This is a genomic window from Sphingomonas sp. MA1305 (assembly GCF_016107325.1).
Taxonomy (GTDB): Bacteria; Pseudomonadota; Alphaproteobacteria; order Sphingomonadales; family Sphingomonadaceae; genus Sphingomonas.
In genome coordinates this window covers 15,897-41,031 of sequence record NZ_RCVT01000007.1, presented here as the reverse complement: position 1 = coordinate 41,031, position 25,135 = coordinate 15,897, and the positions used below count along the sequence as shown (strand labels likewise).

At 63.9% G+C, this 25,135-nt stretch carries 29 protein-coding genes and 1 pseudogene; 22 read left to right on the top strand and 8 right to left on the bottom strand.

All coding sequences use genetic code 11. The features are described 5' to 3' along the window. Positions 1–91 precede the first annotated feature (91 nt). Together D9601_RS18490 and D9601_RS18485 are read left to right on the top strand one after the other, a co-directional pair. Positions 92–2,569 (top strand): heavy metal translocating P-type ATPase, encoded by a 2,478-nt coding sequence (locus D9601_RS18490; RefSeq protein WP_269769696.1) that lies wholly within the window; start codon positions 92–94, stop codon positions 2,567–2,569. Beyond that, on the top strand, positions 2,566–2,949 hold the full coding sequence (locus tag D9601_RS18485; RefSeq protein ID WP_198355550.1) for a MerR family DNA-binding protein: 384 nt from the start codon (positions 2,566–2,568) through the stop codon (positions 2,947–2,949). The genes D9601_RS18490 and D9601_RS18485 overlap by 4 nt, the downstream gene beginning before the upstream one ends. 118 nt (positions 2,950–3,067) lie before the next feature. Here the strand turns inward: D9601_RS18485 and D9601_RS18480 are convergent, their stop codons facing one another. Continuing rightward, a complete protein-coding gene (locus tag D9601_RS18480) occupies positions 3,068–3,721 on the bottom strand; it encodes a YgjV family protein (protein ID WP_198355549.1) in 654 nt (217 codons plus the stop codon). A 147-nt stretch (positions 3,722–3,868) separates the two neighbouring features. Here D9601_RS18480 and D9601_RS20240 point away from each other — a divergent pair. Then, positions 3,869–4,801 (top strand): annotated as a pseudogene (locus tag D9601_RS20240) (NAD(P)/FAD-dependent oxidoreductase). Positions 4,802–4,931: 130 nt separating this feature from the next. Here D9601_RS20240 and D9601_RS18470 read toward each other — a convergent pair. After that, on the bottom strand, positions 4,932–5,336 hold the full coding sequence (locus tag D9601_RS18470) for a MerR family transcriptional regulator (RefSeq protein ID WP_198355548.1): 405 nt from the start codon (positions 5,334–5,336) through the stop codon (positions 4,932–4,934). Between the two features lie 69 nt (positions 5,337–5,405). On the opposite strand from D9601_RS18470, the gene D9601_RS18465 reads away from it, so the two are divergent. From D9601_RS18465 to D9601_RS20085, 18 genes are all read left to right on the top strand, one after another. Next, positions 5,406–6,056 (top strand): cation transporter, encoded by a 651-nt coding sequence (locus tag D9601_RS18465; RefSeq protein WP_198355597.1) that lies wholly within the window; start codon positions 5,406–5,408, stop codon positions 6,054–6,056. Positions 6,057–6,123: 67 nt separating this feature from the next. Further along, on the top strand, positions 6,124–6,474 hold the full coding sequence (locus tag D9601_RS18460) for a hypothetical protein (RefSeq protein WP_198355547.1): 351 nt from the start codon (positions 6,124–6,126) through the stop codon (positions 6,472–6,474). Between the two features lie 65 nt (positions 6,475–6,539). Further along, positions 6,540–7,907 (top strand): TolC family protein, encoded by a 1,368-nt coding sequence (locus D9601_RS18455; protein ID WP_198355546.1) that lies wholly within the window; start codon positions 6,540–6,542, stop codon positions 7,905–7,907. Then, complete coding sequence (locus D9601_RS18450) at positions 7,904–9,070, top strand: efflux RND transporter periplasmic adaptor subunit (RefSeq protein ID WP_198355545.1); 1,167 nt, start codon at positions 7,904–7,906, stop codon at positions 9,068–9,070. The genes D9601_RS18455 and D9601_RS18450 overlap by 4 nt, the downstream gene beginning before the upstream one ends. 3 nt (positions 9,071–9,073) lie before the next feature. Continuing rightward, on the top strand, positions 9,074–12,319 hold the full coding sequence (locus tag D9601_RS18445; RefSeq protein ID WP_198355544.1) for an efflux RND transporter permease subunit: 3,246 nt from the start codon (positions 9,074–9,076) through the stop codon (positions 12,317–12,319). Next, positions 12,316–12,657: a DUF190 domain-containing protein gene (locus D9601_RS18440; protein ID WP_198355543.1), complete on the top strand. Its 342-nt coding sequence runs from the start codon at positions 12,316–12,318 to the stop codon at positions 12,655–12,657. Before D9601_RS18445 ends, D9601_RS18440 begins: the two co-directional genes overlap by 4 nt. Next, entirely contained in the window at positions 12,644–13,210 is a 567-nt protein-coding gene (locus D9601_RS18435; protein ID WP_198355542.1) for an SRPBCC family protein, read from the top strand. The genes D9601_RS18440 and D9601_RS18435 overlap by 14 nt, the downstream gene beginning before the upstream one ends. Then, on the top strand, positions 13,207–13,581 hold the full coding sequence (locus tag D9601_RS18430) for a hypothetical protein (RefSeq protein ID WP_198355541.1): 375 nt from the start codon (positions 13,207–13,209) through the stop codon (positions 13,579–13,581). Before D9601_RS18435 ends, D9601_RS18430 begins: the two co-directional genes overlap by 4 nt. 31 nt (positions 13,582–13,612) lie before the next feature. Next, positions 13,613–14,296, top strand: coding sequence for a ZIP family metal transporter (locus D9601_RS18425; RefSeq protein ID WP_198355540.1), 684 nt, complete (start codon positions 13,613–13,615; stop codon positions 14,294–14,296). Next, complete coding sequence (gene copM, locus D9601_RS18420; protein ID WP_332838052.1) at positions 14,293–14,718, top strand: CopM family metallochaperone; 426 nt, start codon at positions 14,293–14,295, stop codon at positions 14,716–14,718. Before D9601_RS18425 ends, copM begins: the two co-directional genes overlap by 4 nt. Then, complete coding sequence (locus tag D9601_RS18415; protein ID WP_198355539.1) at positions 14,719–15,636, top strand: cation diffusion facilitator family transporter; 918 nt, start codon at positions 14,719–14,721, stop codon at positions 15,634–15,636. It abuts the gene before it with no gap. A 32-nt stretch (positions 15,637–15,668) separates the two neighbouring features. Next, positions 15,669–16,019 (top strand): DUF3147 family protein, encoded by a 351-nt coding sequence (locus D9601_RS18410; protein WP_198355538.1) that lies wholly within the window; start codon positions 15,669–15,671, stop codon positions 16,017–16,019. Between the two features lie 79 nt (positions 16,020–16,098). Continuing rightward, a complete protein-coding gene (locus tag D9601_RS18405) occupies positions 16,099–16,431 on the top strand; it encodes an ArsR/SmtB family transcription factor (protein WP_198355537.1) in 333 nt (110 codons plus the stop codon). Positions 16,432–16,442: 11 nt separating this feature from the next. Next, positions 16,443–16,871, top strand: coding sequence for an arsenate reductase (glutaredoxin) (arsC, locus tag D9601_RS18400; protein ID WP_198355536.1), 429 nt, complete (start codon positions 16,443–16,445; stop codon positions 16,869–16,871). Next, on the top strand, positions 16,871–18,157 hold the full coding sequence (locus D9601_RS18395) for an arsenic transporter (protein WP_198355535.1): 1,287 nt from the start codon (positions 16,871–16,873) through the stop codon (positions 18,155–18,157). Before arsC ends, D9601_RS18395 begins: the two co-directional genes overlap by 1 nt. Further along, complete coding sequence (locus D9601_RS18390; RefSeq protein WP_125994346.1) at positions 18,154–18,477, top strand: YnfA family protein; 324 nt, start codon at positions 18,154–18,156, stop codon at positions 18,475–18,477. Before D9601_RS18395 ends, D9601_RS18390 begins: the two co-directional genes overlap by 4 nt. A gap of 19 nt (positions 18,478–18,496) precedes the next feature. After that, complete coding sequence (gene arsH, locus D9601_RS18385) at positions 18,497–19,243, top strand: arsenical resistance protein ArsH (protein ID WP_198355534.1); 747 nt, start codon at positions 18,497–18,499, stop codon at positions 19,241–19,243. A 363-nt stretch (positions 19,244–19,606) separates the two neighbouring features. Further along, positions 19,607–19,729 (top strand): hypothetical protein, encoded by a 123-nt coding sequence (locus D9601_RS20085; protein ID WP_269769695.1) that lies wholly within the window; start codon positions 19,607–19,609, stop codon positions 19,727–19,729. Between the two features lie 554 nt (positions 19,730–20,283). On the opposite strand, the gene D9601_RS18380 is transcribed toward D9601_RS20085, so the two are convergent. The 4 genes from D9601_RS18380 to D9601_RS18365 form a co-directional block, all read right to left on the bottom strand. Next, complete coding sequence (locus tag D9601_RS18380; protein WP_198355533.1) at positions 20,284–20,568, bottom strand: hypothetical protein; 285 nt, start codon at positions 20,566–20,568, stop codon at positions 20,284–20,286. Between the two features lie 375 nt (positions 20,569–20,943). Then, on the bottom strand, positions 20,944–21,468 hold the full coding sequence (locus D9601_RS18375; RefSeq protein WP_116463046.1) for an RES family NAD+ phosphorylase: 525 nt from the start codon (positions 21,466–21,468) through the stop codon (positions 20,944–20,946). A 2-nt stretch (positions 21,469–21,470) separates the two neighbouring features. Next, a complete protein-coding gene (locus D9601_RS18370; RefSeq protein ID WP_116463045.1) occupies positions 21,471–21,869 on the bottom strand; it encodes a hypothetical protein in 399 nt (132 codons plus the stop codon). Between the two features lie 288 nt (positions 21,870–22,157). Next, positions 22,158–22,712 carry a hypothetical protein gene (locus tag D9601_RS18365; RefSeq protein WP_116463044.1) on the bottom strand — a complete coding sequence of 185 codons (555 nt, stop codon included), beginning with the start codon at positions 22,710–22,712 and terminating at the stop codon, positions 22,158–22,160. A gap of 431 nt (positions 22,713–23,143) precedes the next feature. On the opposite strand from D9601_RS18365, the gene D9601_RS18360 reads away from it, so the two are divergent. Further along, positions 23,144–23,344, top strand: a complete 201-nt coding sequence (locus tag D9601_RS18360) for a hypothetical protein (protein WP_115381507.1) — start codon at positions 23,144–23,146, stop codon at positions 23,342–23,344. On the opposite strand, the gene D9601_RS18355 is transcribed toward D9601_RS18360, so the two are convergent. Together D9601_RS18355 and D9601_RS18350 are read right to left on the bottom strand one after the other, a co-directional pair. Further along, positions 23,329–23,736 carry a hypothetical protein gene (locus D9601_RS18355; protein ID WP_115381509.1) on the bottom strand — a complete coding sequence of 136 codons (408 nt, stop codon included), beginning with the start codon at positions 23,734–23,736 and terminating at the stop codon, positions 23,329–23,331. The genes D9601_RS18360 and D9601_RS18355 overlap by 16 nt on opposite strands. A gap of 76 nt (positions 23,737–23,812) precedes the next feature. Further along, positions 23,813–25,039: a Fic family protein gene (locus D9601_RS18350; protein WP_116463043.1), complete on the bottom strand. Its 1,227-nt coding sequence runs from the start codon at positions 25,037–25,039 to the stop codon at positions 23,813–23,815. Between the last annotated feature and the right edge of the window lie 96 nt (positions 25,040–25,135).

The window sequence follows — 25,135 nt, the reverse complement described above, 5'->3', positions numbered from 1 at the left end:
AGATTCAACATACACGCCCGCGGTGCCAATAGGGTCTTGACCCTGACACGGTGTCAGACCCTACATGCTCTCGGGTCGAAGGAGTTTCGCCATGACCGACCCTCAATTTCAATCTCAAGCCGGGGGTTGCGGCTGCTCGAAGCCTGCGACTGAGCCGGTCGCCGCGCCGTCGTCCTGTTGCGGGGGAGGCACGGTCGATCCGGCAACAGTCGAACACGAACACCATCATCCCGCCAAGTCGGGCGGCTGCTGTTCGGCCAGTAAAAAGAGCGACGCCGCAGCGACGGTAGTTGACCCGGTGTGCGGGATGACGGTCGATCCGGCGACGACGGCGCACCATGCCGAACACGCCGGCACCGAATATCATTTTTGCAGCGCCGGGTGCCGGACCAAGTTCGTCGCCAACCCGGGCGCCTATGTCGGGGACAAGCCGAAACCTGAGCCGATGGCGACGCCCGGGGCGATATGGACGTGTCCGATGCACCCCCAAGTCCGCCAGGAAGGGCCGGGAACGTGCCCGATCTGCGGCATGGCGCTAGAGCCTGAAGAACCCTCACTCGACGATACCCCCAACCCCGAGCTGGTCGATTTCACGCGCCGGCTGTGGGTGGCGGGAGCGCTCACGGTTCCGCTGCTGATCGTCTCCATGTTCGCCGAAATGACGGGCTTGCATGTGGTCGGTCCTGCGGCCTCGCCGTGGGTCCAGCTCGCGCTTACCGCGCCGATCGTGCTGTGGGCGGGCTGGCCGTTTTTCGAGCGGGGATGGACATCGATCCGCACTCGCCACCTCAATATGTTCACGCTGATCGCGATCGGGGTCGGCGCGGCGTTCCTCTACAGTCTGGTCGCGACACTCGCGCCGGGCATCTTTTCCGCGACGTTCCGAATGCACGGCGGCATGGTCCCGGTCTATTACGAAGCTGCCGGCGTCGTGGTGACATTGGTCCTGCTCGGGCAAGTGCTCGAACTGCGCGCCAGGGCGGCGACAGGGCGCGCGATCCGCGCTCTGATGGATCTTGCCCCCAAGACTGCGCGACGCTTGCGGTCTGACGGCTCTGAGGAAGAGGTCGGCTTGGCCGAAGTCGCTGCCGGCGATCGACTGCGAGTTCGCCCCGGCGAGGCGATCCCGGTCGACGGCGTGGTGGTCGAAGGCCGCTCGTCGGTCGACGAATCCATGCTCACCGGCGAGCCCGCGCCTGTCCTAAAAGAGGTCGAGGCGGCCGTCACCGGAGGCACCGTCAACGGCACGGGCAGCCTGGTCATGGAAGCCCAAGCGGTTGGCTCGGATACGATGCTGGCGCGCATCGTCCGTATGGTCGCCGAAGCGCAGCGCAGCCGCGCGCCGATTCAGGCGGTCGCCGACCGGGTGTCGGGCTGGTTCGTGCCGCTCGTCGTGCTCATCTCAATCGCGACGTTCATTACCTGGTCGCTGATCGGTCCAGAGCCGCGCATGGGCCACGCCATCCTGAATGCCATTGCCGTCCTGGTCATCGCCTGCCCGTGTGCGCTTGGGCTCGCCACCCCTATGTCGATCATGGTCGGCACGGGGCGGGGCGCGTACGCCGGCGTGCTGGTCAAGAACGCAGAAGCGCTACAGGCCTTGGAAAAGGTCGATACCCTCGTCATCGACAAAACTGGTACGCTTACCGACGGCAAGCCTACGTTGGTTGGGATCGAGACAGTGAGCGGCTTTGACGAGAACGACATGCTGGCACTCGCCGCGTCCGTTGAAGCTCAATCCGAACATCCCCTGGCGCACGGCATTATCAACGGCGCTAAAGGGCGCGGGCTGCCAATCGACGACGTCACGGAGTTCGAATCGCAGACGGGCCTCGGTGTCAGCGCCGTCGTTGATCGCCGTAAGGTTGTGATCGGCAACGCCGCGCAGATGAAACGCGTCGGGGCTGATCCAGCGCCACTCGACGCCGCAGCAGATCGTCACCGTACCGAAGGTGCGGGCGTCATCCTGATCGCGATCGACGGCACGCTCGCGGGTCTGCTTGCGGTCGCCGATCCCGTGCGCGCTTCTGCGCGGGACGCCATTGCGGCGCTTCGCGCGGAAGGGCTACGGGTCGTTATGCTTACCGGTGACAACCGCGGTACGGCCGATGCCGTCGCTCGCGCCGTCGGTGGACTGGACGACGTGCATGCCGATCTTCGGCCAGAAGACAAAGCGCGCATTATCGGCGAGCTAAAAGCGAGCGGCGCAAAGGTCGCGATGGCGGGCGACGGGATCAACGACGCCCCGGCGCTCGCCGCTGCCGATGTCGGGCTGGCGATGGGAACTGGTACGGACGTCGCGATCGAAAGCGCCGGCATGACGCTCACGCGCGGTGATCTCTTGGCGATCGTGCGGGCGCGCAAGCTAGCCCGCGCGACGATGCGCAATATTCGCCAGAACCTGTTCTTCTCGTTCCTATTCAATGGGATTGGCGTGCCAGTCGCAGCCGGGATACTTTATCCGGTTGCGGGCATTCTGCTGTCGCCGATGCTGGCAGGTGCGGCCATGGCGCTTTCGTCCTTTACTGTCGTGCTGAACGCGCTGCGCTTGAACGCGGTAAAATTGTGAACATCGGGGCGGCGTCGGATGCCAGCGGCGTCTCCCAGCGCATGATCCGCCATTATGAAAAGATCAATCTGGTGCCCCCGCCGCCCCGGCGCGGGACCTACCGCGACTATTCCGACGCCGACGTTCACCGGCTGCGGTTCATCGCGAACGCGCGCGACCTGGGTTTCCCGATTGAGGAGATCCGGTCGCTTCTCGGCCTTTGGTCAGATCGAGACCGGTCCAGCGCAGACGTGAAGGCCCTTGTGGAAGCGCGCGTGGCCGAATTGGGACGCAAAGTGAATGGGCTCGAGGAAATTCGCCAATCACTAATCGTTCTAGCTCAGGGTTGTCACAGTGACGATCGGCCTGATTGTCCGATTATTGAGCGCTTAGCGCAGTAGGCCAACGGACCACGGCGCTCTTACTTATCGGGGCAACACTGCATTTTATTGTCCGATCGTTCAGTCGGACAGTATGCGGAGTATCAAGTACCGAGACGAGGTGGGTTACTCCGTTCCTCTAGGCGGCAGCAAAACGTGGTGAATACGAAGACGACGCGCACATTCTGGCCGCCTGCCAAAACTCCTCACCAATCCTATAAATTTCTCGGACGAAGAAGGGCGTGCTCGCAAAGGCGATGTCGCCTGCAGTCGCCCGTGAACGAGCGATGCTCGACCCGTTGCTTGTTATAGACACTGCATCCACGGCCAACGCGAACATGCTGACAGTCAACACGTTATGCGCGAGCCAGAATGGGGCGGCGATCAGGAACCAGAGTTTCATTCGATATGTCGATCCCTGAACCCGCGCTAGCGTGCCCAGAATACATCCGATGCTTGCCAATACAGTTGGAATTCCACTCCAGGTCCAGGCGGCGACCAACCCCAGGCACGAAAGCGATACGGCACAGACACAAATTACGACGCGGCGATCCCGCACGAGCGATGCCGTCAGAAGCTGGGCGATAGCGATGATGCAAGATGCCGCCGCGGTCGACGTGCCGCTGAGCGCAAAATACACTGCAAACGCTGCTGCCCCAGCGCATTGCACAGCGACTGCGCTTTGGTAGGTGCGCAATCGGGGCCAGACGATAACGGCCGCGACCCCAAGACTGCCGAAGAGGGCAGGGCCGATGCCGGATGCGGATGCTGAAGCAGCGATACCGGCAATCATCGCGACCTCTTGCAAGCGACGGATGGGCAAAGATTTACCCCATCAAGGTTAACACCCCGTTATTTACGGTCGCTGTGAGGGGTAGGCGCCTGTGACACGTAAAAATGTAGGACGTACGAAAGCTCCGCCTGCGAGGAAAATGTCTTGATGAATGCCGTTGCGGTCGCCTCGTTATTGTCCGATGAAATTGCAGATTGTATCATCGTGGGTGGCGGTCCTGCTGGCCTGAGCGCAGCGATCTATCTCGCGCGATTTCTGCGGCGATGTGTCGTCATCGATGCGGGGGGCAGACGCGCTCAGTCAATCCCACGGTCACACAATCTGCCCGGATTTCCGGGAGGGATTGGCGGCGTAGAATTGCTGGCCGGCATGGCGCGGCAAGCTGAATCCTTGGTGCGATCATCAGCCACGGCAAGGTCGATCGCCTCGCGAAAACAGAGAATGGATTCTCCGTCACGATAGGCAGATCGACGCTCGAGACGCGAACCGTGATCTTGGCGACCGGCGTGTCCAACCACCGGCCGACAATGCCCCCCAAAAATGCACGACGAGGCCTTGGCACGCGCCCTGCTCCGCTATTGCCCGATATGCGACGGCTATGAGGCGAAGGGTATGAATATCGCTGTCCTGGGATGTGATAGCCACGGCGCTGCTGAAGCTGAGTTTTTCCGGCCCTACGGTGCCCGGGTAATGCTTTTAGCGCAGCGCTTGCCCGAACTGGATTGGCCAGCTGAGGCAAGGCTGAACCGATTGGGGATCGAGATCATCAAGGACGCGGTTAACGACTTTCGCGTCGCTGGAGATCAGGTCATCGTTACATTGCGTGAGGGCCGGGAATTACCATTCGATACTCTGTACCCGGCGCTTGGCTCGTCACCGCACGCCCAGCTTGCAACTGACCTCGGTGCGAAAATCAGCGATCAAGGTTGTATTCTGACCGACGCGCATCAGCAGACTTCCGTGGCAGGACTATACGCAGTCGGCGATGTGGTCGAGGGTCTTGATCAGATCAGCGTCGCGACAGGGCAGGCGGCGCAAGCGGCAACAGCGATCCATAATCGTCTTCGTGAGCGAGAGTAGATATTTGGCTCCGGCGCTGTTCACTTTTGCATCTAGCGCCTTGGCCTGAGGCTGGCAGGCCGGCGTAACGCTTTCCATCGGTCGCTAAACAGGCGCCTAGGCTCATTGTAACTACTGTAATGCCAAGACTCTAAAGTTTATCGCCAATTATTTCTGATGATAAAGCGTCGATCAACCGACAGTCAGCGATCGTCGTGGCGTCACACCGCCCCCATTCTACAATATTTTGACGCAGCGCCTGCAAGTCGGCGAGTTTGCGATCGATCTCGGCTACATGCAGCACAGCCATTTCGTCTACGCCATCGCACGATCCGCATGGATCGTTTGCCAAACGCAGCAGGTCGCGGACCTGATCGAGCGTGAAGCCTAGATCTCGCGAACGCTTGATGAAGTGGAGACGTTCGAGATGAGTCCTATCATACAAGCGATAGTTTCCGCCGCTACGGATTGGGGCCGCAACCAGCCCCTCGGCCTCGTAGAAGCGGACCGTTTCAACCTTCAATCCGGTTCGCCTAGCGACTTCACCAATTTTCATGACGCCCCTTGACCCTCTAGTAGGATGAGGGTTGATATAGGAAGTCCGACACGCGAATCGAGTGACATGATGGCGGACGACTGCTGTTCTAGAAAAGGCGACACGATCGCGCAGCTCGGCCGCAAGGCCGATCAGCGGCGCGTGCTGATCGCCGTCATGGTCATCAACTTCGTCATGTTCGTCGCCGAGTTCGGCGGGGGTGTATTCGCGCGGTCGTCGGCGCTGATGGCGGACTCAGTCGACATGCTCGGCGATGCCGTTGTCTATGCGCTCAGCCTCTATGCTCTAAGCCGCGGCCCCCGCTGGGAAGCGGGGGCCGCGCTCGCCAAGGGCGGCATCATCCTCGTGTTCGGCATCGCAGTCGTTTTCGAGATCGTCGACAAGCTGGTCAACGGCGTACCGCCTTCATCCTCGCTGATGCTGGCGTTCGGCAGCGCCGCGCTCGTCGCCAACCTGACGTGCCTCGCGATGCTGTGGCGGGTTCGGTCGGAGAACGTGAATATGTCCAGCACGTTCGAATGTTCGCGCAACGACGTGGCGTCCAATGTCGGTGTGATGATTGCGGCTGGGCTGGTCGCGATAACCGGCGCGGCGTGGCCGGACATAGCGGTGGGCGGCGTCATTGCCCTTATCTTTCTGCGATCGGCATGGCGTGTTCTCGCCGAAGCGATCCCGGCATGGCGCGAGGCCCGGCCGGTCGCGCCGGAAGTCTTGCGATGATCGTTGCATTGGATCGCGCGATCGCCGTGCCTATCCCCACATCGGCATTACTGCTACGGATCATATCGTGCGACGCCTGCTGAACATCCTTGCCTGCCTGGTGCTCGTCTGCTCCCTTGGAGCGACGGCGACGGCGCACGCGCTGGAACGGCCGGATGCCAGCATCAGTACGACCGAGACGCGTGGCGAACAAATTGCCGAGGGTCATACGCCCGGAGACGCCGACGAAGTGCCCGCTGACGGCGACAAGGGCTATCCGCACCATCATGGCGGGTGCCACGGCGATCATATCGCGGCACCGGTCAAGATCGCCAGCACGGCCCTGACGCGCGATCTTCGCCTTGCCCCCATCTCCGCGGGCCGATCGATGCGTCCGCTGTCGACTGCCGATCCCGCGCTGAGGCCTCCGCAAGCCTGACGACCCGCTGACCCCGCCGGCTGCTGCCGCCCGGGGCGAACGAGGTTCGTCAGGAGACATCATCGATGCATCGTACCATCGCGGCCTTCATGGTCGCGGCGTTCTTGGCCGGTACGGCCGAGGCGCAAACATCACCGCCGCCCGGTATCCCGGCGGCGACCACGTCGTCACAGGCGATGCCTGCCTTTTCGCTCGACGCCGCCCTTGGCACTGCCGGTGTGCCTTCGGCTGCCGGTACGCCGGCGACACGCACCACCACCGGCGGGGCGTCCGGTTCTGGCGGCAGCACGCAAACAGCGCTGCCTTCGATCGGCGCGGCGACCGCGAACGTCGCGGCCGCGACCGCGGCGCGGCGGGTCGCGGGGCTCCGCCCCAATCCCGAGTTGCAGACGCAGGTAGAGAATATCGGCGGCAGCGGTGCTTACAGGGGCGTGCGCAGTTCGGAGACGACCGTCGGCGTGGCGCTCCCGCTGGAACTGGGCGGCAAGCGCCCCGCACGTGTCGCCTTGGCCAATGCCCGACTGACCCGCGCTCAGATTCAGGCCGAGATCGCGCGGGCCGATCTGCGCCTGCGAGTGACCCAGCTATACATCGAAGCGGCTGCGGCCGAGCGTCGTTCGGAAGTGCTCGCCGAGCAGGCGGGGATCGCCAATAACGCCTTCCGTGTGTCGAGTGAGCGCGTGAAGGCTGGCGACGTCGGCCCGATCGAGCAGCAGCGCGCCGATGTGCTGCGCATCAATGCACAGGTGGCGGCCGATAGCGCAACCCGGCAGGCACAGGCGGCGCGCGCCAATCTTGAGACGTTGCTCAATGCACCCGTAACGGGACCGCTCGACCGCGCGTGGTTCGAGCGGATCGATGGCTATGGACCGCCGCGCCCCCTCGATGTCGAAGGGACGCTGGCGCTCGTTGCCGCACAGGCCGACGTCCGCACCGCAGATGCACAGGTTCGCGTAGCGCGGTCGTTGCGGGTTCCGGACCTGACAGTCAGCGCGTTCGCCCGGCGACTGGCTGCGACCAACGACACCGCAGCCGTGGTCGGCCTGTCGATCCCGATCCCGCTGTTCAACAACGGTAACGCTTTCGTCGCCCAGTCGCAGGCCGAACAGACCCAGGCGCTGGCGCTGCGCAGCCTGGCGATCGTCGATACGCGTCAACAGATCGCCAGCGCGCAGACCGAAGTGGCGAATGCTGCCGCGACGGCACGGGCGGCGGGTGGTCCTGGCCTGGCCGCGGCACAGGAAGCCGCCCGCATCGCGCGGATCGGCTGGAGCCAGGGCAAATTCGATCAGATCGCGCTACTCGATGCCGAGCGCACGCTTTCACAGACCCGCCAGACCTACGTCGATGCGCTCGCCGCGTATCACGACGCGCAGGCGCGGCTCGACCGGCTCACTACGCCGGCACCCACCATTTCCGGAGATGATCGATGATCCAGGACAAGCGCCTGTTAGGTGGTGCCGCGGCCGTTGCACTGGTCGCCGCACTCGGCGGCTTCGGCGTTGCGCGCTGCACCGCAGACAAACCCGCCACGACGGAAGCGGCAAACGGTAATGCCGCTGCCCCCACACCGGAGGAGAAGGCTCCCGACACGGTGGCGATGACGGCGCAGGCGGTCGAGCAAGCCGGGATTGCGACAGAGACGATCAATCCCGGCGGGCTCGGCGCGGAGATCGTCGCGCAGGCGACCGTCAGCGCATCGCCGCAGGGCGAGGCGATCGTCAACGCCCGCGCCGCAGGAGCGGTGACGCGGCTGATGAAGCGGCTCGGTGATCCGGTGCGCGCCGGCGAGACGCTGGCGATCGTGGAGAGCCGCGACGCAGCCCAGATCGCGGCCGATCGCAGCGCCGCGGCTGCAAAGTCGACGCTGGCGCAGAAGGCGCTCGCGCGCGAAAGCTATCTCTATCGCCAGAAAGTGTCGGCGCGTGTCGAGCTGGAGCAGGCACAGGCGGAAGCCGCGTCGGCTGCGGCCGAAGCGCGGCGCGCGAGCGTCGCGGCTGGGGCCGCTAGGATCACGTCCGATGGGCGCGGCGTGCTCGTGTCGAGCCCGATTTCGGGCCGCGTCACCTCGGAGAATGTCAGCCTGGGCGCCTTCGTCCAGCCCGAGACCGAACTGATGCGTGTTGCCGATGCGTCGAAGATCCAGGTTGAGGCGGCGGTCGGTCCGACCGATGCACAGCGGCTCGCGCCGGGCGACCGGGCGATCATCGAGTTGCCCGACGGACGGACGGTCGAGGCGCGGGTGCGCGCCGTCACCCCGGGCCTTGCCAACGACACGCGCTCGGCGACCGCGGTCCTCGATGTGACGGGTACGCTGCAACCGGGTCTTGCGGTGCGGGTACGGCTGCTGCCGAGCCGTGGCGGCACCTCCAATGCGATCGTGGTTCCGGAGGATGCGGTTCAGACGCTCGAAGGGCGCGACATCGTGTTCGTGCGGACCGCGAAGGGCTTTCGCGCACAGACCATCACGATCGGACAGCGCAGCAATGGCCGCGTCGAAATCCTGAAGGGTCTCGCGGCCGGAAGCCAGGTCGCCACGAAGAACGCATTCCTGCTCAAGGCCGAACTCGGCAAGGGCGCGGGCGAGGAAGAATAGACCATGATAGCCAACCTCATGGCGCTCTCCGTCCGCGCCCGCTGGACGGTCCTCGCATTGTTCCTCGTCATCGCCGGACTCGGCGTATGGCAGCTTACCAAGCTGCCGATCGACGCGGTGCCCGACATCACCACCAAGCAGGTCCAGATCAACACGGTCGATCCGCGGCTGTCGCCGGTCGAAATCGAGAAGCTCGTCACTTATCCGGTCGAAATCTCGCTCGCCGGCATTCCGGGGCTGGAGACGACACGCTCCATCTCACGCAATGGTTTCAGCCAGGTCAGCGCGATCTTCACCGACAGTACCGACCTTTATTTTGCGCGCCAGCAGGTCGGCGAACGCCTGCGCCAGGCGATGGAGAACCTGCCCGACGGCGTACAGCCGCAAATCGGACCGGTCACAACCGGCCTCGGCGAGATCGTCATGTATACGGTCGGCTACGCCAATCCGGACGGGAAGGGCGCGAAGAAGGTCGCGGGGCAACCCGGCTGGCAAGCCGATGGCAGTTATCTGACGCCGGAAGGCGAGCGGCTCACCGATCCCGTGGAGAAGGCGGGCTACCTGCGCACCGTGCAGGACTGGATCATTAGTCCGCAGCTCAAATCGGTGAGCGGCGTCGCCGGCGTGGACTCGATCGGTGGGTTTGCCAAAACGTTCGTGGTGGAGCCTGATCCGACCAAGCTCGCGAGCTTCGGCATCTCCTACAGCGAGCTGGGGCAGGCGCTCGAAAACGCCAACCTCGCGGTCGGTGCCAATTATTACAACAAGGGCGGCGAAGCCTATCTCGTGCGCGTCGACTCTCGCGTGCGGACGGTCGACGAAATCCGCAACGCCGTCGCCGCGACGCGGGGCGGCACGCCGATCACGATCGGCCAGATCGCCAACGTCCGCATTGGTGGCGATCTGCGCACCGGCGGTGGAAGCATGAACGGCCAGGAAGCGGTCATCGGCACGGTGCTGATGCTGATCGGCCAGAACAGCCGCATCGTCGCCGAACAGGCGTCGACCAAGCTGGATCAGGTGGCGAAGACGCTGCCGCCCGGCATTCAGGTCAAGGTCGTCCTCAATCGCGCAAAGCTCGTCGGCGCCACGGTGGCGACGGTCCAGCGCAACCTTACCGAAGGCGCCATCCTGGTGGCCGCGGCGCTGTTCCTGCTGCTCGGCAACTGGCGCGCCGCGGTGATCGCGGTGCTGGTGATCCCGTTCTCGTTCCTGATGATGGCGATGGGGATGAACGCCTTCAACGTCCCCGGCAACCTCATGAGTCTGGGGGCGCTCGACTTCGGTCTGATCGTCGATGGTGCGGTGATCATCATCGAGAACTGCCTCGCCAGGCTGGCGCATCGACAGGAACATGAAGGTCGGCTGCTGGCGCTGAGGGAGAGGCTCGAGGAGACGATGCGGGCCGCGCAGGAGATGATCAAGCCGACCGTTTTCGGTCAGGCAATCATCCTGCTCGCGTTCGCGCCGCTGCTGACGTTTACAGGCACCGAAGGCAAGACGTTCTCGCCGATGGCGATCACGATCATGCTGGCGCTGGTAGCAGCGTTCGTCCTGGCGATCACGCTAGTGCCGGCGCTGGTCGCCATCCTGATCCGGGGCAAGGTCGCGGAGAAGGATGTGTGGCTGATCCGCAAGTCCAAGGAACGCTACCTGCCGCTGCTCGACAAGGCGATTGCGAAGCCGTGGCCATTCATCCTCGGTGGTCTGGCGTTCTTCCTCGCGGCGATCCCGGCGTTCGGGCTGCTCGGTTCGGAGTTTATCCCCCAGCTCGACGAAAAAAACCTCGCCTTTGCATCGACACGCGTTCCATCGGTGAGCCTCGAACAATCGCTTGTCATGGAACGCAAGGTTGAAGAGGCGATTACGAAGATCCCTGAAGTCGAGTTGATGTTTTCAAAGACCGGCACCGCCGAAGTTGCGACCGACCCGATGCCGCCCAATGTTTCGGACGGTTTCGTTATTTTGAAGCCGAGCGAGGAGTGGGCTGACGGCACCACCAAGGCTGACGTGATCGCCAAAATCCAGAAGGCGACCGGCGGTCTGCTCGGCAACCTCTACGAGGTCAGCCAGCCGATCCAGCTCCGCTTCAACGAGCTGATCGCAGGCGTGCGCGGCGACGTTGCGATCAAGCTTTATGGCGATGATCTCGACAAGATGTCGCAGACCGCGAACGAGATGGTCCGGGTCCTGCAGGGCATCCCGGGCGCCGCCAGCGTCAAGGCCGATCAGGTAGGCGGCGCGCCGACGCTCGACGTGAAGCTCGACCGGGCGGCCATCGCCCGGCTTGGCCTCACGGTCCGCGATGTGTCGGACACGATCGCAGCGGGGCTCGGCGGGCGTGAATCGGGATTGGTATACGAGGGCGATCGCCGGTTCGATGTCACCGTTCGCGTCCCCGATGCAACCCGCACCAACCTCGACGACATCCGTTCGCTGCCGGTGCTGCTGCCGGAAGTCGAGGGACGACCACGGGCACAGGTGCCGCTCGCACAGGTCGCGCAAATCCAACTGACGGAAGGACTGAACCAGATCAGTCGTGAGAACGGCAAGCGTCGCGTCGTCGTCCAGGTCAACCTGGGCGGGCGCGATGCCGGATCATTCGTAGCGGAAGCGCAGGCGAAGATCGCGCAGGTCAAGTTGCCGGCGGGATACTACCTCGAATGGGGTGGTCAGTTCGAGAATCTGGCAGCCGCCTCTAGGCGGCTGTCGATCGTCGTGCCGCTCTGCTTCCTAGCGATTTTCGGGCTGCTCTACATGGCGCTTGGCGGATTCGGCAGGGCAGCGTCGGTGTTCCTGGCGGTGCCGCTGGGACTCGCCGGGGGCGTCTTCACGCTGGTGCTGACCGGAACCAGCTTCTCGGTGTCGGCAGCGGTAGGGTTCATCTGTCTCGCCGGCGTGGCGGTGCTGAACGGGCTCGTGGTGATGACCGCGATCCGCGAACGCAGCGAGGCCGGAATGCCGGTGGCGCAGGCGATCCGCGAGGGCATGGCCGACAAGATGCGTGCGGTCATCATGACCGGGTTCGTGCCCGCCATCGGCTTCGTGCCGATGGCGCTTGCGCACGGCACCGGCGCCGAAGTGCAGAAGCCGCTCGCGACCACCGTGATAGGCGGTCTCGTTGCCGCGACCATCCTGACCCTGCTGGTACTTCCCGCCATAGCCAAGGTCGTTCTGGGAGCGACGTCGGGCAAGCGGGCCGAGCCTGACGACCGACCGACAAGCGCACCCGAGGAGGCAACAACATGACCATGATGAAGCTCCTGCGGGTCTATACCGACGAAAACGCTTATTTCGGTGATCGCAAGGTCTTTGAACTCATCGCCGAGCGGGCGCGCGACGCCCGCCTCGGTGGTGCGACAGTAATCGAGGCGATGATCGGGATCGGTCGATCGGCACATACGCACCGTCGTCATATTCTTGAAAATGATCGATCGGTGGTGATCGAGATCGTCGACGACGACGCCAAGCTGCGAACCTTCATAGCGAGCCTGCGCGATCTGAAAGGTATCGGCCTGATGACGCTGGAGGCGGTGGAGATCATCGACCTCCAGTCCGACCCGGAGTCGGCCGATGTCAGGGAATGAAGCCGGTAAAGCCGCCATCGATCCCGGTGGCGGGCGTCCGGCTGATGCCGTTGGCCGCACGCCCATCGAGAATATTGTGATCCTCGCGGCGTCCCCGCTACGGGTATGGTCGGTCATCACAGACTTCGCCGGACATCCGCAATGGAAGCCGTTCACCCAACTCGCGGGTGAGGCTATCGAGGGTGGCGAGGCAACGTACAGTTTTCGCATCGGAGGGCTTGGGAAACCCGTCACCACAGCGGCCGACATCACCCGTGTTGAAAAACCGGTCGTCTTTGCCTGGACCGCGGGGGTGTCGAAGCTCTTGCTGTTCGAGGAAATCTACGAGCTGGAGCGCGATCCTGTCGGCACACGCCTGCGGCATAGCCTGCGCTTCCACGGTTTCCTGAGTGGCATGTGGACGGCGCTGCTGCGCCGGAAGCTTCAAGCCGGTCTCGTGCAATCCGATCGGTGTCTGGACCGCCAACTTCGGCGGCTGGCGACGCAACCGGGCGTGAAGCCGCGCCCTGCGGCGCCGCGTCACGGGGGCCAAAAAAACCGGAGGCACAGATGACGCCATGTCGGATTCGGATTGCCAGCGCCAGCTTCGCGCTGGTGCTGTCTGCTTGTTCCGAGCAGCCGCAAAAGGGGCTGCCAACCGAGCAGGAAATTCACGCCGGTGACAGTGGGGTGTCGAGCGGGGCACCGGGCCGCCACCTGTACCGATGCGACGATGATCGGACGCTAGTCGTCGACTTCAAGGATCAGGGGCTCACGGTCGAGTTCCGGCGCGATGCTAAGGCGGCACCGACAGTCCTGACCGCTCCAATGCAGGGCCTCCAATATGTCGGTGATGCAGAAAGCGCGACGTTTGCCGGGAATCAGATCAAGATCGAGGCACCGGGCAAACGTCCGGTCCTCTGCATGAAAGAAAACGCATCGTGATCGCAATCATCGACACTGGGGAGCGCTGACGATGGCAGCGCTTAAATTCTCCCTGATCCCCATGATCGCGATCATGATCGGCGCGCTTCTCGCCGGGTGGCGCACACCCGGCGAGAGGCTGGTCGCCGCCATGCAGCACCTTGCGGCCGGCGTGGTGTTCGCCGCGGCGGCAACCGAAATCCTGCCGCTGGTGATGCACGGGGGATCGCCGACGGCGACGCTGATCGGCGGTGCGATCGGCGTCGCGGTGATGCTGGGCCTCAAGGCGGCGGAAAGCCGATTTGACGGCCCTGTGGCGCTGCTCGCCGCGATCGGGCTCGATCTTGCCATTGACGGTCTGGTTCTGGGTCTGGCCTTCATCGCCGGCGAGAAGGCGGGCACGTTGCTGGCGGTCGCGCTGACGCTCGAAGTGCTGTTCCTGGCCCTGACGCTCACCAACGATCTGACGAGCCGGTATCGCAAGATGAAGGCGATCGGCCTGACCTGCGCGCTCGCGCTGCTGGTGCCGATCGGCGCACTCGTCGCGCAGCCCGTGGCGCTGCTGTCGCCGGTGTGGATCACCGGCTTCCTGAGCTTCGGCCTGATGGCGCTGCTCTACCTCGTCACCGAGGAGCTGCTGGTCGAGGCGCACGAGAAACCGGACTCGCCGCTCATCAGCGCGATGTTCTTCGTCGGCTTTCTCGCACTGCTGCTGATCGAGGAGATCGCGATGTGACCGGCCTGACCTTGAGCGGCGTCGATGTACGCCGCGATCCGTTCCGTAAGGAGAAGAAAATGTCGATGACCACGGCGCGATGGTCCTTTCTGGCCGCTGCGATTGCCCTGTCTGCGTGCTCCGGCGGCAAGCCGGCTGGCCAGTTCGGATCGAACGAGTCCGGTGCGACCGATGCCATCCACGGATCGAACGCGCCCGGCATGGCGATGCCGTCGACCGGCGATCCTGATACCGACTTCCTTCGGGGCATGATCCAGCACCATAAAGGTGCGGTCGACATGGCGCGCGCCGAGCTTGCCAACGGCACCGATCCGAAGGTGCGCGCGATGGCGGAAGAGGTGATCCGGACCCAACAGGCCGAGATCGTGAAGATGAAAACCTGGCTCGCCGAACGGCAAGCCGCGAAGAAGGGTACGCGATAAATGGCGCACGATCACGGCGAAGCCGGGCACAGCCACGACCATACCGCCGGCGCCAACGCCAAAATGCTCTCATGGGCTCTGGCGTTGACGGCGACCTATCTCGTGGCGGAAGTGGTCGGTGCCTTCGTGTTCAACAGCCTCGCGCTGTTGTCCGACGCCGCTCATATGATGACCGATGTCGCCGGCCTCGTCATTGCGCTTATGGCGATCCACCTCGGCAAGAAGGCGGCCGACGACAAGCGGACGTTCGGCTACAAGCGGCTCGAAATCCTCGCCGCTACCTTCAACGCCGTGCTGCTGTTCGTCGTCGCCATGTATATCCTATACGAGGCGATCCAGCGCTTCCGCGAGCCGCAGTCGATCCAGTCGACCGGCATGTTGATCGTCGCGGTCATTGGCCTCGTCGTGAACTTCGCATCGATGCGTCTGCTGACCGCTGGCAAGGACGAAAGCTTCAACGTCAAAGGCGCCTATCTGGAAGTATGGGCCGACATGATCGGCTCGGTCGGCGTCATCCTTGGTGCGCTCGCGATCCGGTTCACGGGCTGGACGTGGGTCGATCCAGTCATCGCCATCGGCATCGGCCTGTGGGTGCTGCCGCGTACCTGGGTTCTGCTCAAGGGCACGATCAACGTGCTGCTCGAAGGCGTGCCAGGCGGGCTGAAGCTGCCGGAGATCCGTTCGACAATCGCCGCCATCCCAGGAGTTGCCGGCGTCCACGACCTGCACGTCTGGTCGATGGCTTCGGACGAGATCAACTGCACCGCCCACGTGACGCTCGGCGAGGGCGTCGATCCCGATAGCGTCAGGGTCGCCGTGACGAAGACGCTTGATGAGAGGTTCGGCATCGAACATTCGACAATTCAGACCGAGGCGCCGTCGCAAGCCTGTGAAGATGCTCAACACCTTCACCGCTAGTCATCCCGACGATCGAAGGTCACAACCATGCTATGCTCTATGTTGTCATCAAGGCGCTGATCTCCGGCGCGATCATCGCGGCCGTTTCGGAGATCGCCAAGCGCAGTCCCGGGGTCGGCGCGCTTGTCGCATCTTTGCCGCTCGTCTCCGTGCTGGGAATGATATGGTTGTGGCGCGACACCCAGGATCGATCGTTGATGGCCGCGCACGCCGGGGCGACTTTCTGGTTCGTGCTGCCATCGTTGCCGATGTTCCTGCTGATCCCCGCGTTGCTCGGGCGCAACGTACCATTCTGGCTGGCGCTGGGCGCGGGGTGCCTTCTCACCATCCTGCTCTATCTCGGCCTGGTATGGCTTGGTCTACGCCTCGGCCTGCGATTGTAAGGCTATCAGCGCAGATCTCCCGCTATGTTGAGGAGCAACGTGCCCTAGACCAAAGCCATACATCCGCTATGCTGGATATATGGAAAACGAATCGGCTATCGCGGCGCTGGGTGCGCTCGCCCAAGGGACGCGGCTCGACGTATTCCGCCTGTTGGTGCGTCACGAGCCGGACGGCATGGCCGCGGGCGATATCGCCCGCCAGCTCGACGTGCCGCAGAACACCATGTCGGCGCATCTCGGCATCCTCGCGCGCGCCGGCCTGGTCCGCTCCGAACGGCATAGCCGCTCGATCATCTACCGTGCCGATCTGGACGGCCTGCGCGCGCTGACGCTGTTCCTCGTCAAGGATTGCTGCGCCGGCAATGCGGAGCTGTGCGCGCCGCTCGTCGCCGAACTCACCCCCTGCTGCTGAAAGGACGTCCCGTGGTCGTCGATATTATCATCTACCACAACCCCGAGTGCGGCACGTCGCGCAACACGCTGGCGATGATCCGCAATGCCGGCATCGAGCCGCATGTGGTCGAATATCTGAAAACCCCGCCCGCACGCGCGCTGCTGGTCGAGCTGATCGAACGCGCCGGCATGACGCCCCGCGATCTGCTGCGCGAGAAGGGGACGCCCTATGCGGAGCTGGGCCTGGGCGACACGTCGCTGTCCGATGACGCGCTGGTGGACGCGATGATGGCGCATCCGATCCTTATCAACCGGCCGCTGGTCGTGTCGCCGCTCGGCGTGAAGCTGTGCCGACCATCCGAAGCCGTCCTCGACCTGCTACCGAACGAGCAGCTCGGCGCGTTCGCTAAGGAAGACGGCGAGCAGGTGGTCGATGCTTCGGGCCAGCGCGTCGCCTGATGCTCCTTGCCGTCCTGATCTTCGTCGCCACGATCGCGCTCGTCATCTGGCAACCCAAGGGACTCGGCATCGGGTGGAGTGCGATGGGCGGGGCCGTCGTGGCGCTGCTCGCGGGCGTCGTCACGCTGTCCGACGTGCCGGTGGTGTGGGGCATCGTCTGGAACGCGACCGCCGCGTTCGTCGCGATCATCGTCATCAGCCTGCTGCTCGATGAAGCCGGATTCTTTGAATGGGCGGCCCTCCACGTCGCCCGCTGGGGCAGGGGGCATGGTCGCCGGCTGTTCGTCCTGATCGTGCTGCTCGGCGCGGCGGTGTCGGCGCTGTTCGCCAACGACGGCGCGGCGCTTATCCTGACGCCGATCGTCATCGCCATGCTGCGGGCGCTGGGGTTCAAGGACAAGGCGACGCTGGCGTTCGTCATGGCGGCCGGGTTCATCGCCGACACCGCCAGCCTGCCGCTGGTCGTCTCGAACCTCGTCAACATCGTGTCGGCCGATTTCTTCAAGATCGGGTTCGGCGAATACGCGGCCGTGATGGTGCCGGTCGACCTCGTGTCGATCGCCGCCACACTGGGTGCGCTGCTGCTGTTCTTCCGGCGTGACATACCGGCAGACTATGACGTGGGGGCGCTGCGCGCGCCGCGTGACGCGATCCGCGATACCGCTACCTTCCGCGCCGGATGGATCGTGCTGGCGCTGCTGCTCGCCGGTTTCTTCCTGCTCGAACCGCTCGGCGTGCCGGTCAGCGCCGTAGCCGCAGCCGGCGCGATCCTGCTGTTGGTGATCGCGGGGCGGGGCCATGTGATCCAGACCGGCAAGGTGCTGCGCGGCGCGCCCTGGCAGGTCGTGATCTTCTCGCTCGGCATGTATCTCGTCGTCTACGGCTTGAGGAACGCCGGCCTGACCGATCATTTGGCGGCGCTGCTCGATCGCACCGCGCAGGGCGGCGTGTGGGGTGCGGCGCTGGGCACAGGCGTCATCGCGGCCGTCCTGTCGTCGGTGATGAACAACATGCCCACCGTGCTGGTGGGCGCGCTGTCGATCGATGCCACCCACGCCACGGGCGCGATCAGGGAAGCGATGATCTACGCCAACGTGATCGGCTGCGATCTCGGCCCCAAGCTGACGCCGATCGGCTCGCTCGCGACGCTGCTGTGGCTCCACGTCCTCGGGCAGAAGGGCGTTCGGATCGGATGGGGCTATTACTTCCGGGTGGGCGTCACGCTCACCGTGCCGGTCCTGCTCATCACGCTCGCGGCGCTGGCATTGAGGATAACGATCGGATGACGGCACTGATCTACACCGGCGCGGCGCTCGCGGAGATCGCCGGATGCTTCGCCTTCTGGGCCTGGCTACGCATGGGAAAGTCGCCCGTGTGGCTGGCACCCGGTATTGTCTCGCTGATCCTGTTCGCATGGCTCCTGACCCGGGTGGAAAGCGACGCGGCAGGCCGGGCCTATGCGGCCTATGGAGGTATCTACATCTGCGCGTCATTGCTGTGGCTATGGAGCGTCGAAGGCGTTCGGCCCGATCGATGGGACGTGGGCGGTGCCGCCCTGTGCCTTGTCGGAACCTGCGTCATCCTGCTCGGCCCGCGCGGAGCATGACGATAGTGAAAGCCTCTTGATGCCGCTCCGCACCCTCACTGAACCCGATATTCTGCCGGCGCTCGATCCCGCCTATGCCATCCAGCGGCCGGCATTGGGGCTTGGCCCGCTCGATCCCGCCCCGCGTATCCTTCTGCTCTATGGTTCGCTGCGCGAACGCTCCTTCTCCCGGCTGTCCGTCGAGGAAGCGGCGCGCCTGCTCCGGTTCTTCGGGTGCGAGACACGCATCTTCGATCCGTCGACCCTGCCGCTGCCCGACCAACATGCCGGCGATGACCATCCGGCCGTCCACGAGCTGCGCGAGCTGTCTTTATGGTCGGAGGGTCAGGTGTGGTGCAGCCCGGAACGCCACGGTCAGATCACCGGCATCATGAAGTTGCAGATCGACCATTTGCCGCTGTCGATGGGCGGGATGCGCCCGACGCAGGGGCGAACGCTCGCGGTCATGCAGGTGTCGGCCGGATCGCAGTCGTTCAACAGCGTCAACACGCTGCGCGTGCTGGGCCGCTGGATGCGGATGGTGACGATCCCGAACCAGTCGAGCGTCGCCAAGGCGTTCAACGAGTTCGATGAAGCCGGACGGATGAAGCCGTCGAGCTATTACGACCGGATCGTGGACGTGATGGAGGAGTTGGTCCGCTTCACAGTGCTGTTGCGGCCGCATACCGCCCAGCTCGTCGATCGCTATTCCGAGCGCAAGGAATCCGGGGTGCCAATCGATCCGATGATCGATCTATCGAGCGTCGCGACGTCCCCACAGAGCTAGCATCCAGGCGCGGGGAGGCTGGAGTGCACATAAGCAGATAGGATCAGCTCCCGATGCCGAGAGCCTTGCGGGCAGTTCGTCGCTATCGTCGGCGATTTAGAAGCCGGCCCTAACCGAAAGACGCCACAAGCGTTATGTTTAGGGGGACAATCTAAGGCAGCTGCGAGGGCAGGATATGACGATGACCGATAGGATCATTCAGCCCGGCGCTAAGAAGGTGAAAACCAGTAAAACGCGGTTCGGCAGCGTAACGGTGAGAGCGCCTGCGCCTTCCGAAGCGTTAGTCCAGCACAGTGTAAAAGCCAGCACCCAAGCGCTCGAGCGAGTGACAGAGCGATTGGCGAAGGCCGGCGTCCGGCTTCAGTGAAGAAGAACGTGCCGCTCTATTGGCTCGAGAGCGACAATCCCGATGTGATGATCCGCAAGCTGAACGGAAAAGTTGAGCGGGGTAGCTTCGTTGACGGTGTGTTCAAGGCGATCGGCTGATTTCGGCGGTAGGGGCCGCCAGGTCGCAAGACCTACGAACAGCGCTAGGAAAGCCGCCCCTTGATGCCAAAGGCAACAGCGGGGACGACCATGTTGCTCGCATCCTACTGCATCTTCTGCTGCATTTGAAGGAACAGGCTAGTCAGGAAAACCGAGGGCCGCCTTGTAGGGCGGCCCCGGTGCTAGTTCCCTACGCGGGAAACGGACAATCCAGTGGATGCCGCATGTCTTGACCTGATAGGGGCTGTCTCCTCCTCGGACAAGACTCCTCGAAAGATGGATGTGCCACGTGGCACACCAATGGTCGTCGAAAGCACGAAGATTGGTGTTTCTAGGCTGAGTTGCTGGCCATCGATAGGGTCGACCTGCCGATCTTCGTGCTTTCGACGACCATCCTAGCTTCGGTTATGTCGCAGACAGGATCAGGCCGGTGAGCAGGAACCGCACGTCGATTACGACCTTGACGACGCCGAAGATCTCCCTTGAACCAGCTACCGCTCGCCATCAGGACTATGCCCGATCAGCATCCTAAACCGGCCCGAATCGTGTCGGCGTCAGCTGGTCGCATCGGTGGGCGTGATGGCCAGCGCTGAATCGGCATCGGGATGGCCGAACAGCCTGAGGAGAATTTGCGAACAGAGGGCAGGGGGCACACGTTCGTCGCGCATCAGGTCGAATAGCGCCTCATCCCCAGGCGTCAGCGCCATGCCCTCGATCGCGAGATTAGCGCGGGCATCCTTGTCGTCCTCGCGCCACATCGCATCCTCGGCGAGACTGCCTCGCACAAAGTCGAGCGCGCGGATTTCACGCCGCAGCGTGTCGAGATCGATCATCGTCATGTGTCCCGCTCTTCCGCGTCGAGGGTCCGCTTGCCACGCCGCTCCACCGGCCAAGCATGTTGCCGGCAGTATCGTCAGGTGCCCGTCCCCTCATTTGCAAAATCACATTGTAAATGGCCGCGCAATCCCGGCGGCCTGATCAGCGCTCTGCGGCGAGTCTCGCGGTCGAACCGTAGTGCGCTTTCGCTGTTCTCTAGTTCATCGCATGGCTTCGAGCGCTCGAGCCAATCGCGCCGAGTACATAGCTTGCTGCGGTCCAGCAGACCCCCCTTTACGAAGAAACAGCCTCGCAATTTTACATAATCTATGTTATCGAACTTCGTTGCCGCCGTAGCTTTTGCGTTAATTGCCCTCTCAACTCGGAGCAGCTCGCCTCTACGGGTCCCACGAGCGCTGATCTCTCGGCAGCATAGCGTCAGGGTCGTGCACCGCAAGCCGATCAGCAGCGGTCAGGTTGGCGCTGAAGATCACGAGGCTTGTGCCACCGGGCTGATGGGTTGACGGAAACAGCAGACCCGCAGTACCCGACCGGATCGCCTCATCGCCAAGTTTCCACGACGGTGGCACCTTGTGCTCAACCCTCGCGATCCAGCGCCAATCGCAGTCCCAATCTGCCCAATGAGGCGTCCAATAATCCGAATCGTAGCCGGCCGACAGGTCGACGACGTCGTGTAGATCTAGCTCATAGGCGGCAAGGGTTGCCGGGCGTGGCAGGCTGGAGCCTTGCTTGTACTCGGCTAGCGCGGTCTCCGGCTCGGCCGAAAGGTACAGGGCTTCGACCCCAGGGCGATTGAACCTGCCGCCTGCGCCTGCGGCTCCAGCGCCACTGAGCGGCAGATAGGCCCATTTCGGCGTAAGACAGCGATAGAAATGCCTGGAGCCGGTCGCGATGTGGAGCACGACTACCCGTTCGCGCCGTCAACCAGTTCGGACAAATGAGTCATGACCGCGTCGCTGTGCCCTGCGGCAACAAGCTCGGCAGCCGTTTGGCGCTTGAGCGTTACAATCGGTTCGTTCCTGAACCAGTAGACCGCCTGCTCGATGTCACCTGTCAGCTCGCTTGCAGCCACGATCACGCGCACCATGTCCCGTAACCGATCCTGAAGCCGCTCCGACGCGGGATTGGAGAGCGTGTTGCGGTGGACGCCGGCGATCTCCGCTAGCCGGGACAGTTGGACGCCCAACACATGCGCGACGCGCTTGGGTGAGATATAAGGGGTCTTCGGCTCCTGCAGGCTTGCAACGAAGCCGGAAGCAAGCCGCGTCGCGCGTTGCTCGTCAACTAGGAAGGCGGTAGCCATAACGCGTCTCCGCTGGATTAATGCACAATATATGCACATGCCCTCGTATGTCAACGATCGACGGCTGCGTGTGCTCGCGGAGACTGCCCGGTCTTAGATGATAAGCAGGAGCCGCCGAGCGCGTACGCTCAAGCGGCTCCTGGCCTGGCAAGCAATCCCTGCCAGCGGGTCCCGCACTGGTACTGCTAGCCACGGGCAAACTCAAGTGCGTCACCTCGCCATACGACCGTGATTCAGGATAAGTTAATTGGAAGACTGCGGTTTGTCATTGCCAGCACGGATACAGCTCTACGCCTTGCCTAATGCACGCATCGTATCAGGCAACAGCGTGTACACCGCCTCACGCCGGGCGCCCCGATTGTGGTGATCCACGCGCCAGCCCTCATAGTGGCGCCGGACCAGCCCTGCCCGGACCAGCTCCGACACTGCCCGGCTGACATTACACCGGCCGGAGCGGCGCACCCGCTCCAGCACTATCTGGTCCACTAATCGTGACGCTGCGTCAGGGTCTCCGGGCAGTTGCCCCTGCTCTGCTAGTTCCACCCTCACCTGCTCGGCCAGCGCCACCCGCTTCGGATCGCGGGCTGCCATCGGAGCGAGCGCGTCGCACAACCAGTCGCGCAGCCGAACGGCCCGCCCCTGCTGGACGACGTAGGGTCCTGCCTTGCCCCCCTGCCCTGCCGCACGCGCGATCAGATTCAGGACCATGAAGGCGTAGCGCGGCCGGGTCGACACCTGCGCAATGACATCGATGATCGACGGCAGACCCTCAGCCAGGGGTAGCTGGGAGGGAAGCTGCAGCGGGATTGCCGGGGATGCGGAGAACAAGTCACCCTGGATCATGGGAACAGGAGAAGCACGAAACGCGAATCGTGTGAATCCCATCCGGGCCGGCCGGCGACGTTTCTGTCAGCTGCGACACTTTGCCGCTGGGCAGAGTGTCACCATGGGCACTTCGTAGCTAGCTGTTTCGAGGCGCTCACACCCCCAATCGGCGTTCTCGCAATCAGGTCCCGGCTGCCGTCGCTCCGACCAGCTACGCTTCTATGGGAAGCCGCACCCGCTGCACCTGGTGCTCGATTTTGAAAACGTCGACCGGAACAATGGCTGCATCCGCGTGGCAAGCCAAGATCAGGTAGCCACTGCCCTCACCTTCGCGTGAACACGAGGCCGGCTCCCCGGTCATCCACTGCTATCGCGGTGTCGGTCGCTCTGCCGGACTGGCACTAGCAGTCGTCGCGGACCGGATCGGGCCGGGCAGCGAAGACGAAGCGATGAACCGGCTGCTAACGATCCGTCCAGAGGCGACGCCCAATATCGTAATCGTCAACCATGCGGACGCGGTGCTCGGCCGCGACGATGATCTGCTGCATGCCGTGGCTGCCTGGGAAGCGAGAACACCGGAAGCCGTTCGGCTGCGTGAGGTCCGCCGTTCGTTCGTCGAGCAGCATCCCGAACTCTATGGCAGGCGCTGACTGTCGTCGGGCACCTCACGGGTGTCTGCGGCGTCCGGCTCCAAGCGCCTCCACGACCATCCAGCTCCCGCGAGCACCTCCTCAATCCACTGCGCGACCTGCCCCGGCTCGCCGCTGCAATACCAGGTGAGGTCGTCCCCCTCCTCGCGCACCCAAGCCACGGCATGACCGGCCCGCCGAAAGCCGTAGGAGACCTCCACTCCATCCGGCCCGAACCAACGAGTGTTGGTGAGCGCGCACCAGAGGTCGACGCCGCACGCGCCGTCCGCTCTCACCTGCTCGCCGAGAAGACGGTCGAGAACGGCCTCGAACGCCTTGTAGGGCCGGTAGGCGCGGCTGCTGGGCTGACCTTGAAAGTCGGTGCGGCTAAAGAACGGAAAGGCTGCCTCCATACGTTGGTCCGCACTGGCGCGGTCCCAGGACCATATCACCTTACGCCTTGCGCCACACCGCCGATCGCTCGGGCGGCTAACGCCGGCTTCCCGCGTCCGGAAACAACCCCGGCATCCAGTTCCCCGCCAGCTTGGCTGGAAAGGCGATCTGGAGAGGTGCCCGGGAGCTGTCGGCCGTCAGCACGCCGAGGCTCGTCAGCGCCGAGGTGACCCGGCGCGCCTGGCGTTCGCCGGTGCCGACGATGCTCTCCACCTCGCCACGCGGGAGCTCGCCTCGGTACAACGCTGCGTCGATCACCTGGATGGCCTTGGCCGGCAGCCTTCCCCGATCCGTCTCTTCGGCCGCCCAGCGCCGGATGCGACTGCGCAGCTGCTCGGGCTCGACCAAGCCGGCCATGAAGTCGACCTGGTCGATACAGGTTTTGAGGAAGAAGGTTGTGAAGCTCGCCAGCTCCTCCTCGCTCAGCGTGCCCCTGCCATCGAGGTCGTTGCGGCGGGCCAGGTCGCAGGCGGCAAGGTGTCGCTTGTAGGCCTGCACGTTGCGGCCGAGGCCGCGCGCGATCGACCACACGCCGCCCGTGTCGAACGCATCGAGCAGCATGGCATGCGACATGAGGCGGGCGACCCGACCGTTGCCGTCGAGAAACGGATGGATCCAAGCGAACCGGTGGTGCGCGGCCGCCAGCAATACGATGGCGTCGGTTGCGCCGCGCTTCTGATACGCCCAGGCGAAGTGCTCGAGGAAGCGCGGCACGGCCCCGGGACTAATCGCAATGTGCTGCCCGACCCGGACATCGCGGGTCCGCAAGGCACCGGGCTCGACCGGAACGCGCTCGCCGCCGTCGACCGGTTCGATCCAGAGCATCGACTCGGGCAGATGCTCGCAGAAGCGCCGATGGACCTCACGCAGGCCCTCCACGCTCGTCGCGCGGCCCTCCAGCCCTCCCCCATCAATCCAGCCCTGGACTGCGATGTGCGCGGTCGCTTCCAACTGGAGGTCACGCTTGGCCGGGTCGGCGCTGAAATCGTTCTTCAGCGCCCGTTCGATGTCGACGGGATGAGTGTCATGCCCCTCGATCAGGTTGCTGTAGTAGCAGTTCATCGCCCGGACGAGGTCGGCGAGCCCCATCCGCATGGCGGGTGGCAGGCTGCTGCGGAACGCGGCAGATTTGGCGGTCAGTTCGAGCGCGAGATCGACGGCTTCACGGTATCGTGAACCGCCCTCCCCTATCTTCATGGGCTGCATGGCCCCGATGCCCTCGCCCCGGTCGGCGACCGCCTGGATGTCCGGTTCTTTGGCCATGTCCCGCAGCCTCTAGATCACTCTCTTGCCTCGCTAACGTTGTCCTATGCACGTGATACCGGGCCGCTACAATGTCCGGTTTGGAGGCCGGCAAAT

What these genes read in the sequence shown, in the direction of transcription:
- D9601_RS18490 (WP_269769696.1), top strand. Translation starts at nt 92, where the DNA reads ATGACCGACCCTCAATTTCAATCTCAAGCCGGGGGTTGCGGCTGCTCG.
- D9601_RS18480 (WP_198355549.1), bottom strand. Translation starts at nt 3,721, where the DNA reads ATGATTGCCGGTATCGCTGCTTCAGCATCCGCATCCGGCATCGGCCCT.
- D9601_RS18470 (WP_198355548.1), bottom strand. Translation starts at nt 5,336, where the DNA reads ATGAAAATTGGTGAAGTCGCTAGGCGAACCGGATTGAAGGTTGAAACG.
- D9601_RS18465 (WP_198355597.1), top strand. Translation starts at nt 5,406, where the DNA reads ATGGCGGACGACTGCTGTTCTAGAAAAGGCGACACGATCGCGCAGCTC.
- D9601_RS18455 (WP_198355546.1), top strand. Translation starts at nt 6,540, where the DNA reads ATGCATCGTACCATCGCGGCCTTCATGGTCGCGGCGTTCTTGGCCGGT.
- D9601_RS18450 (WP_198355545.1), top strand. Translation starts at nt 7,904, where the DNA reads ATGATCCAGGACAAGCGCCTGTTAGGTGGTGCCGCGGCCGTTGCACTG.
- D9601_RS18445 (WP_198355544.1), top strand. Translation starts at nt 9,074, where the DNA reads ATGATAGCCAACCTCATGGCGCTCTCCGTCCGCGCCCGCTGGACGGTC.
- D9601_RS18440 (WP_198355543.1), top strand. Translation starts at nt 12,316, where the DNA reads ATGACCATGATGAAGCTCCTGCGGGTCTATACCGACGAAAACGCTTAT.
- D9601_RS18435 (WP_198355542.1), top strand. Translation starts at nt 12,644, where the DNA reads ATGTCAGGGAATGAAGCCGGTAAAGCCGCCATCGATCCCGGTGGCGGG.
- D9601_RS18430 (WP_198355541.1), top strand. Translation starts at nt 13,207, where the DNA reads ATGACGCCATGTCGGATTCGGATTGCCAGCGCCAGCTTCGCGCTGGTG.
- D9601_RS18425 (WP_198355540.1), top strand. Translation starts at nt 13,613, where the DNA reads ATGGCAGCGCTTAAATTCTCCCTGATCCCCATGATCGCGATCATGATC.
- D9601_RS18415 (WP_198355539.1), top strand. Translation starts at nt 14,719, where the DNA reads ATGGCGCACGATCACGGCGAAGCCGGGCACAGCCACGACCATACCGCC.
- D9601_RS18410 (WP_198355538.1), top strand. Translation starts at nt 15,669, where the DNA reads ATGCTCTATGTTGTCATCAAGGCGCTGATCTCCGGCGCGATCATCGCG.
- D9601_RS18405 (WP_198355537.1), top strand. Translation starts at nt 16,099, where the DNA reads ATGGAAAACGAATCGGCTATCGCGGCGCTGGGTGCGCTCGCCCAAGGG.
- D9601_RS18395 (WP_198355535.1), top strand. Translation starts at nt 16,871, where the DNA reads ATGCTCCTTGCCGTCCTGATCTTCGTCGCCACGATCGCGCTCGTCATC.
- D9601_RS18390 (WP_125994346.1), top strand. Translation starts at nt 18,154, where the DNA reads ATGACGGCACTGATCTACACCGGCGCGGCGCTCGCGGAGATCGCCGGA.
- arsH (WP_198355534.1), top strand. Translation starts at nt 18,497, where the DNA reads ATGCCGCTCCGCACCCTCACTGAACCCGATATTCTGCCGGCGCTCGAT.
- D9601_RS18380 (WP_198355533.1), bottom strand. Translation starts at nt 20,568, where the DNA reads ATGACGATGATCGATCTCGACACGCTGCGGCGTGAAATCCGCGCGCTC.
- D9601_RS18370 (WP_116463045.1), bottom strand. Translation starts at nt 21,869, where the DNA reads ATGGCTACCGCCTTCCTAGTTGACGAGCAACGCGCGACGCGGCTTGCT.
- D9601_RS18365 (WP_116463044.1), bottom strand. Translation starts at nt 22,712, where the DNA reads ATGATCCAGGGTGACTTGTTCTCCGCATCCCCGGCAATCCCGCTGCAG.
- D9601_RS18360 (WP_115381507.1), top strand. Translation starts at nt 23,144, where the DNA reads ATGAACCGGCTGCTAACGATCCGTCCAGAGGCGACGCCCAATATCGTA.
- D9601_RS18355 (WP_115381509.1), bottom strand. Translation starts at nt 23,736, where the DNA reads ATGGAGGCAGCCTTTCCGTTCTTTAGCCGCACCGACTTTCAAGGTCAG.
- D9601_RS18350 (WP_116463043.1), bottom strand. Translation starts at nt 25,039, where the DNA reads ATGGCCAAAGAACCGGACATCCAGGCGGTCGCCGACCGGGGCGAGGGC.